General features: G+C 44.7%; 7 protein-coding genes. 5 read left to right on the top strand and 2 right to left on the bottom strand.

The window, feature by feature from the left end; translation table 11 throughout:
- The coding region (locus tag EYO21_08020) for a T9SS type A sorting domain-containing protein (GenBank protein ID HIB03746.1) at positions 1-204 on the top strand (204 nt) is incomplete at its 5' end.
- Between the two features lie 23 nt (positions 205-227).
- Here EYO21_08020 and EYO21_08015 read toward each other — a convergent pair.
- Both EYO21_08015 and EYO21_08010 read right to left on the bottom strand, forming a co-directional pair.
- Complete coding sequence (locus EYO21_08015) at positions 228-920, bottom strand: hypothetical protein (protein HIB03745.1); 693 nt, start codon at positions 918-920, stop codon at positions 228-230.
- Between the two features lie 6 nt (positions 921-926).
- On the bottom strand, positions 927-2,222 hold the full coding sequence (locus EYO21_08010) for an aminotransferase class I/II-fold pyridoxal phosphate-dependent enzyme (GenBank protein HIB03744.1): 1,296 nt from the start codon (positions 2,220-2,222) through the stop codon (positions 927-929).
- A gap of 392 nt (positions 2,223-2,614) precedes the next feature.
- On the opposite strand from EYO21_08010, the gene EYO21_08005 reads away from it, so the two are divergent.
- The 4 genes from EYO21_08005 to EYO21_07990 all read left to right on the top strand — a co-directional run bounded on the left by EYO21_08005 (position 2,615) and on the right by EYO21_07990 (position 6,575).
- Positions 2,615-4,918, top strand: coding sequence for a hypothetical protein (locus EYO21_08005; GenBank protein HIB03743.1), 2,304 nt, complete (start codon positions 2,615-2,617; stop codon positions 4,916-4,918).
- 218 nt (positions 4,919-5,136) lie between these two features.
- Entirely contained in the window at positions 5,137-5,310 is a 174-nt protein-coding gene (locus EYO21_08000) for a SelT/SelW/SelH family protein (protein HIB03742.1), read from the top strand.
- Between the two features lie 7 nt (positions 5,311-5,317).
- Positions 5,318-6,079: a hypothetical protein gene (locus tag EYO21_07995; GenBank protein ID HIB03741.1), complete on the top strand. Its 762-nt coding sequence runs from the start codon at positions 5,318-5,320 to the stop codon at positions 6,077-6,079.
- Between the two features lie 49 nt (positions 6,080-6,128).
- Positions 6,129-6,575 (top strand): hypothetical protein, encoded by a 447-nt coding sequence (locus EYO21_07990; protein ID HIB03740.1) that lies wholly within the window; start codon positions 6,129-6,131, stop codon positions 6,573-6,575.
- Positions 6,576-6,591: the final 16 nt, after the last annotated feature.

The raw sequence follows: 6,591 nt of genomic DNA, 5'->3' as shown, positions 1-6,591 counted from the left end.
TCCAGCAACGTCAGAATAGTCATCTATGACATGCTTGGTCGACAGGTGAGAAGTCTGGTCAACAGACCGGAAGAACCAGGTTATAAAAAAGCAATATGGGACGGTAAGAACCATGCTGGCATCCCTGTAAGTGCTGGTATCTACCTGTACCAGATACAGGCTGGTGAGTTTAGACAATATCGGAAAATGGTTCTGATCAAGTAATTGATCAGATTGAAGTACTGCTCTTAGAAAGGGCTGGGCCGATAGTAGAACTGTTTCCCGATTTTTCCGGGTTCACCGATCATCTGCAGGTAGGGGAGGGGATCCCCAAGATCGAAATCAATGTTCTTCAGGAAAGGGTGCACATTCAATTTTCCTGCATCCTCTGTCAACTGATGCTCAAAGAGTTGAGCTTCGATATAACAGTCTGCAATAGTGAGATTGTCCCCATCTGAGGTAAACGCCTGAAAGTATCTTTCCTCATCCCTGAAATTGGTAGTGGGTGAGCAGTTGTTCATGGCCAGGATCTGACCGTCGCTGTCTGAATAATCAATAGCGATTGCTTCTGAATCGATTTTAGTGTCGGTAAGCAGTCCATGTATGGGAAGCTTGTAATAATCAGCACTGTGATCTAAATGTTCCTGGCAGGTGCTACCGAGTGAAAGTACATACATAGCAAACTTCGGTACTCCCCGTGAAAGATCAGGCGAAACAATGGCGCTGAAAATGAGTTCCTGAAATTGAGGAAGTTCACCAAGAGCACCTTTCGGAAAATTGAAGGCGGTAATATTCACCAGTCCCACACCCGGTGATACTTCCATGAGGCTAAGGCGAGAGGGAATGTGCTGCTGAAACAGATCGGTCTCCACTTCAAAGAAAGTGGTCAGTGCGAAATCAAATTCCCAAACGAGAAGGTTTTCACCGGGGGTATGTTCCATAGTCTTCTATCCTGTCAAAAAATTGTACTTCTCGGCACCACGGAGAATAATATCCGAACCCTTGTCGAGTTGCTCTTTTGTATGCTCGGATGTGACGAAAGCCCTTATTCGTGATCTATTTTTCGGTACCGCCGGGAACATCATGAGGGAAATATCGACACCTTCACGCTGGAGGTAATCACTCAAGGGGAGGGTCAGTCTCTCGTCACCGTAAATGACTGGTATAATCCAGCTGGATGAGGTACCGATGTCAACATGCCCCTTTAGTTTTTCTCTGAGATAGTTTGCGTTTTCGTTGAGCCGGTTTCTTCTATTTTTGCCGTCAGCTCCTCCTGCAAGTTCGATGGATTTGATGAGCCCGCCTGTCACTCCTGGATCCAGAGCACAGGAGAACATGCGCGATCTGGCATAATAATTCATGTAGTTAGTAATTTTCTTATTGGCGTAAATGCAACCGCCTACTCCACCGAAAGATTTACTGAATGTGGCGATGATCATATCGGCTTCCGATAGGACATCCTGTTCTTCGCAAACACCCCGGCCGTTTTCTCCCGCTACAAGTAAAGAGTGTGCTTCATCCACCAACACAGCCGCCCCATACTTGTGTGATACATCTATGATGTCCCTTAGGTTGCCATAATCTCCGTCCGTACTGTAAATTCCCTCGCAGCAGACCAGAATTCTGGTATTCTCGTAATCGATCCTCTTTAGAACTTTTTCCAGAAATTCAGTATCGTTGTGGCGGAAGAGAGAGATTTTTCCCTGCGAGAGAATTGCGCCATCGATAAGCGAAGCATGTGAGGAGCGGTCAAGGACTACATGGTCGCCCTTATGAATGAAAGCTGAAATGACCCCTAGGTTCGCTCCATAACCTGAAGAAAAAAGAGATACACCATAATCCTTTTGTCCAAAGAATTCGACAATTCTATCCTCAAGTTCTTTGTGGATCTGGAAAGTACCGTTCAGAAGGGGTGAACCGGTGGCACCCAGTCCGTAATGATCAAGTGCTTTTTTTGCGGCATCCACTACTTCGGGATGGTAGGAATACCCGAGATAGTTGTAGCTGGAAAAGCTGATAAGATTATACTCATCGCCGCTTTCCCGGCGTACCGAGATCTCCGGACGCTGCGCCCCTAGGTGAGGCACTTCAAAAGTGTATTTGTTGGCGCCAGTGACCATTTGACGCCATTTATCAAACTGTTGGATTTCAGCATGATCCTTCCCAGCGCTCCTGGAAAACATATCCAGTGTATACTGGGTGTAAGGCTCTTGCTCTATGAGTTTATCGAAAAAATCCGTCATTAATGAAAGTTAGGATTATAATGAATGTACAAATTTGATGAGAAAATTACCGCGCGGTGATGACTTATTTAGAGGTAATTTAGTCTTCGCTGGCGCCGTAAATCAATTTATTTCAAGACCGTGATCCATATCAAAGAAAAGTAACTTCAGTTTGATTATATTCAGATTTGAAATAGGTTTGGTAACAGCTAATGGAAAACCACACAAAAATACTTAAAAAAATGGCTGAAAGGATCAAAGTCTTCGAGCAGAGTGGCGGAGATATGGAAGAAGACCTTTGGCCACCAGCAAGAGAAGTATTGGCTGAACTTAGGTCAATCCTAAACGAGGCTGATCCTCCATTACTCCCTCAGTCAGATAACGATTAGTCTAACCAACTTCATACCAAACTGATGTCGAGGAGACTTACCACCGTCTTTTTATGTCTTTGCCTGACAGGCCAACTGTCAGCCCAGGCAACCATCGCCCGTGTCACTAAGATGCGGGGTGATATCCGTCTCAAAACCATTAATGAAGCCACTTTCTCTCCAACCAAGTCGGGGGCTTCAATCACTTCCGGCGATGTAATCAACGTTGGGAAAGAAAGTTTCTGTATGATCATTTTTCTCGATGACAAAAGTGTGTTAAAAATTCGGGAGGATACACAGTTCCAGTTCATAGACACTAAAAATACACGGACTTTGGAAATTGAGTTCGGAAAGATCCTCTCAGATGTCAAAAAAGAGAACAAAAAAGATTTCCGAGTGGAGACGCCGGTCTCTGTGGCCAGTGTGAAAGGGACTCAATTCTGGTCTGTTATTAACCGCATGGGTTTTGACAAGTTTTACGGTCTGGAAGGAATGGTTGATGTCTTCAATACCATTAGTGGGCAGTCCGTACCCCTCGGCCCGGGTGAAATGACACTATCAACTGCTACCGGGCAGGTTCTCACTTCTCCTGCTGATCCTGAAGAGGTGCCTGAAGATCCCGAGCAAGATATGGATCAAGAGCCTGATCCCGAAGAAGAGGCACAGGAGTCCGAGGAAGAACTGGAAATAGAAGAAACTCCTGAAGAACAGGTTGAAGAACCTCAGGAAGAACTGTTCCAGGAAGAAAAGGAACCTGAAGAGTTTTTCGAAGAAGAGGAGGCTCCCAAAGAAGAGCCTGGAGCCGAAGACACGTCTGAGGAAGCAAAAGAGCCTCTCACACCTCCAGCGAAGCCGTTCAATATGGGACTCGGTGTAGGTTCGGTCACCATAGATGGTGAGCTCTACAATCAAATCGCTTTGAGGCCTGAGTTTAAACTGGGCAATTTGGGCATTGGTTTCGATCTTGTCGTCTACATTGACAATGAAGGAAATGTCCGGAAAGACGAATGGGACGAGGCGAGCGATTTTGTCGACAAGTTTCTCTACATACGCTGGGGCGAAAAGTCTGATCCCTACTGGTTCAAGGTGGGCTCCCTGGAAAGTGTAACGCTGGGTTATGGCGGTCTTCTCTCTGGTTATTCTAACATGATGGAATTTCCATCAATCAGACGGGTTGGATTGAACACCGGGGTCAACTTCGGCAATTTTGGAACGGAACTTTTCTTCGCAAATGTTAAAGACTTTGGCCGTGGTGGAACTCTTCTCGGTTTGAGAGGGACTTACACAGTTTCTGAAAATCTTCCTTTGGCACTTGGCGTCAATTATGTGACAGATATGAACCAGTTCTCCGGTCTGAAGGATGTTGACGGGGATTCTTATCCGGACATATTCGACGATTTTCCTGACAGTACAAACCTGTGGAATGACACTGATCGGGATGGCATCCCTGACCCGCATGAAGGATTAGACAGTACCCGATGGGATATTGATAGTGATGGCGATAATATTTATGACGCTCTGGATGACAGTCTATTTCTAAAACCAAAGCCTTTCAGTTTGGAAGAAAACAAGAGCAAAGTAAACGCCTTCGCGTTTGATATTGGTTATCCTATCCTTACTGGCGACGCTCTGAATCTTGTAGTTTATTTAGAATACAACAGTTTGAATTTTCCCCAAGTTGGCACCGTAATCTCAGCTGATACATCTGAAGCCATTTCCGGAGTCGATACAACCGGTAGTCAATTCAGTCGGGCCGCTATGAGTGGTACAGGTATTACATTGCCTGGTATGCGTGCCAGTCTGTTTGGTTTTATTAATCTCAGTATGGAGTATAGAATAAAGAGTGATTATTTCCTCCCTCAGTTTTTTGATAAGGCGTATGATCTTAATAGAGTTTTGCCTGTATTTTCAGAAACGGGAACTGAAATTTATACAAAGGATATGCTCGTTTTCGCTGATTCCACTGCTGGAATGGATACCAAAGGGTACTACGGCTCCCTAGGTTTTAATCTTTTTAATCTGGCCAATTTTACCACCTCGTACGCAAACATGGTGGCACAGACGGAAACCGATACAACGGAATTCCGCAGCTTTTCCGCCAATCTGCTTATTAATACTGAAAATATTCCTAAGCTCAGTGAAGCCATGGCGTACTATCAACGTAATAACGATGAAAATCCATTTGATTTCGAAAATCCAACAATGAATACTGTATTGGGCTATCGAGTCGGATATGAGGTGGCAAAAGGCGTTAGCCTCGTATGGGATTACCGTCAATTCTACCGTGACACAGGGACAGGACTTGAACCTGTGAAAATGACCACCATCGAAACTGTCTTCAACTTCTAGATTCATTACTAAGTTGACTTCAAGGCCATGAAGACAGTATTAAAGTTTGATTCCGGCAGAAAAGGGTTCGACAAAGCTGCTCTTTTCCTGGTGGTATTGGCCGGGATGCTTGCCGCCTTCGGCGCTTTCTGGATTTATTTGTTCTTGAAATAGGAGGCGATATGGACATATCCATCGAATATTGCAGCGTCTGAAACTACCTACCTAGAGCCGCCAGTTTGGCGAACGAAATTCTTGAAAAGTACGGTAACGATGTTAAAGAACTTACTTTAATCCCTTCTGGAGGAGGTGTATTTGAGATTATTAATAATGGTAACCTCATCTTCTCCAAGAAAAGTCTGGACCGCTTTCCTGCTGATGGGGAAGTCATGAATCTGATTGAATCCGGTTAAAACAATCTTGATAGTGTTTCTGTCCGGTCACTTTTTAGTGGCTGCACAGGAGCCTGAAATCATCATCCTTTCAATCAAAGTGGGGTCTTCCATAGATGCGGCCGAAAATATCCTTATGGATCTGTTTCCTGACATCAAAGGATTTGAGAGCGCCCAGTTCTATGAGATATCTGAAAACCGTTATATGGCGAAGATAGTTTATGTGGACAAGTCTCGCCGACGGTTGAAGAAACGGTACTTTTCCTGGAAGCAGTTCCAGAGGTTAAAGTATCTTGCCGGAAGTCATCCTGAAATCACAGATGAACAGCGAGAGAAGCAGTTGGATTATCTCACTTATTTGCAAGTGCACAATATTATGGATGATATTCCGCCTAACACATTTTGCACTCTCAAACATTCCAACGGTCAGCATTATACTGGGACGTTCATCAGGTATGATGACAGGACGATCATATTTCAAACGTTGACCCAAAGGCTCCAATTCTCAATAGATGAGCTTGAATCGATCAAATATCGTCCCTTTATTGATGATGGTCAGCCGTGGAAAAAGACGCTGGCTTTCTCTGTGGGAGCTATAGCCGGTTTGGCCTTGGCCGAAGTTTGGAACGAACAGAAATCACCTCGGATCGATCTTATCTGGAACAACCGGTTTGTTGGCATTGGTGTGGGGCTGCTTCTGGGGATGGAAATGTTTGAGGCAGTGTCCGTTTTGACCTCTCCAAATCAGGTTATTGCACTGACACCGGAAGAATTGGCAAAAATGAAATGAAACCTCTACATTCTATAAGAGTATGATTTTTTGACACGGAGGAATTTGAATGGCTGAAGAACAGGCCCAAGACATAGATGCCCAGAAACAGTATCTGATGGCCAAAATCAACGAATTGACCGATGGTGTTGCCCCCGGTTATGGTGAAGCATTTGTCGAAGAACTTTTAGGACGGCTGGAAAAAACAGTGTCCGAGTTTAATGAGGAGATGTCAGAATTACTTGAGTCCCTCAAATCCAGTTCAGCTAAAAGAGATGAGAGACTTAAAGAGTTAATGGAAAAGGGGGATGATGCAACAGCTGAACCGTCTGCTGATAAGGCTGGTATGTCAGTTGCTGAGTCGGAAATGAGCGACTGGGAAAAACGACTGGAAACCAAGACCACTGAATCCGATGGGGAATCTGAAGCCACGCCAAAAAGTGAGGGGGAAGAAGAGGAAGACGAGAAACCAAAGAAGAAGGGTTTTTTCAAAAGAGGGAAGAAGAAAAAGAAGTAAAGACAGTCTCCCGATT

The organism is Candidatus Neomarinimicrobiota bacterium, assembly GCA_012964825.1.
Classification (GTDB): Bacteria; Fidelibacterota; Marinisomatia; order Marinisomatales; family S15-B10; genus UBA2125.
The sequence above is the reverse complement of the archived record's forward strand: the minus strand, read 5'-3'. Positions and strand labels throughout refer to the sequence as shown.

What these genes read in the sequence shown, in the direction of transcription:
- EYO21_08010 (HIB03744.1), bottom strand. Translation starts at nt 2,222, where the DNA reads ATGACGGATTTTTTCGATAAACTCATAGAGCAAGAGCCTTACACCCAG.
- EYO21_08015 (HIB03745.1), bottom strand. Translation starts at nt 920, where the DNA reads ATGGAACATACCCCCGGTGAAAACCTTCTCGTTTGGGAATTTGATTTC.
- EYO21_07990 (HIB03740.1), top strand. Translation starts at nt 6,129, where the DNA reads ATGGCTGAAGAACAGGCCCAAGACATAGATGCCCAGAAACAGTATCTG.
- EYO21_08005 (HIB03743.1), top strand. Translation starts at nt 2,615, where the DNA reads ATGTCGAGGAGACTTACCACCGTCTTTTTATGTCTTTGCCTGACAGGC.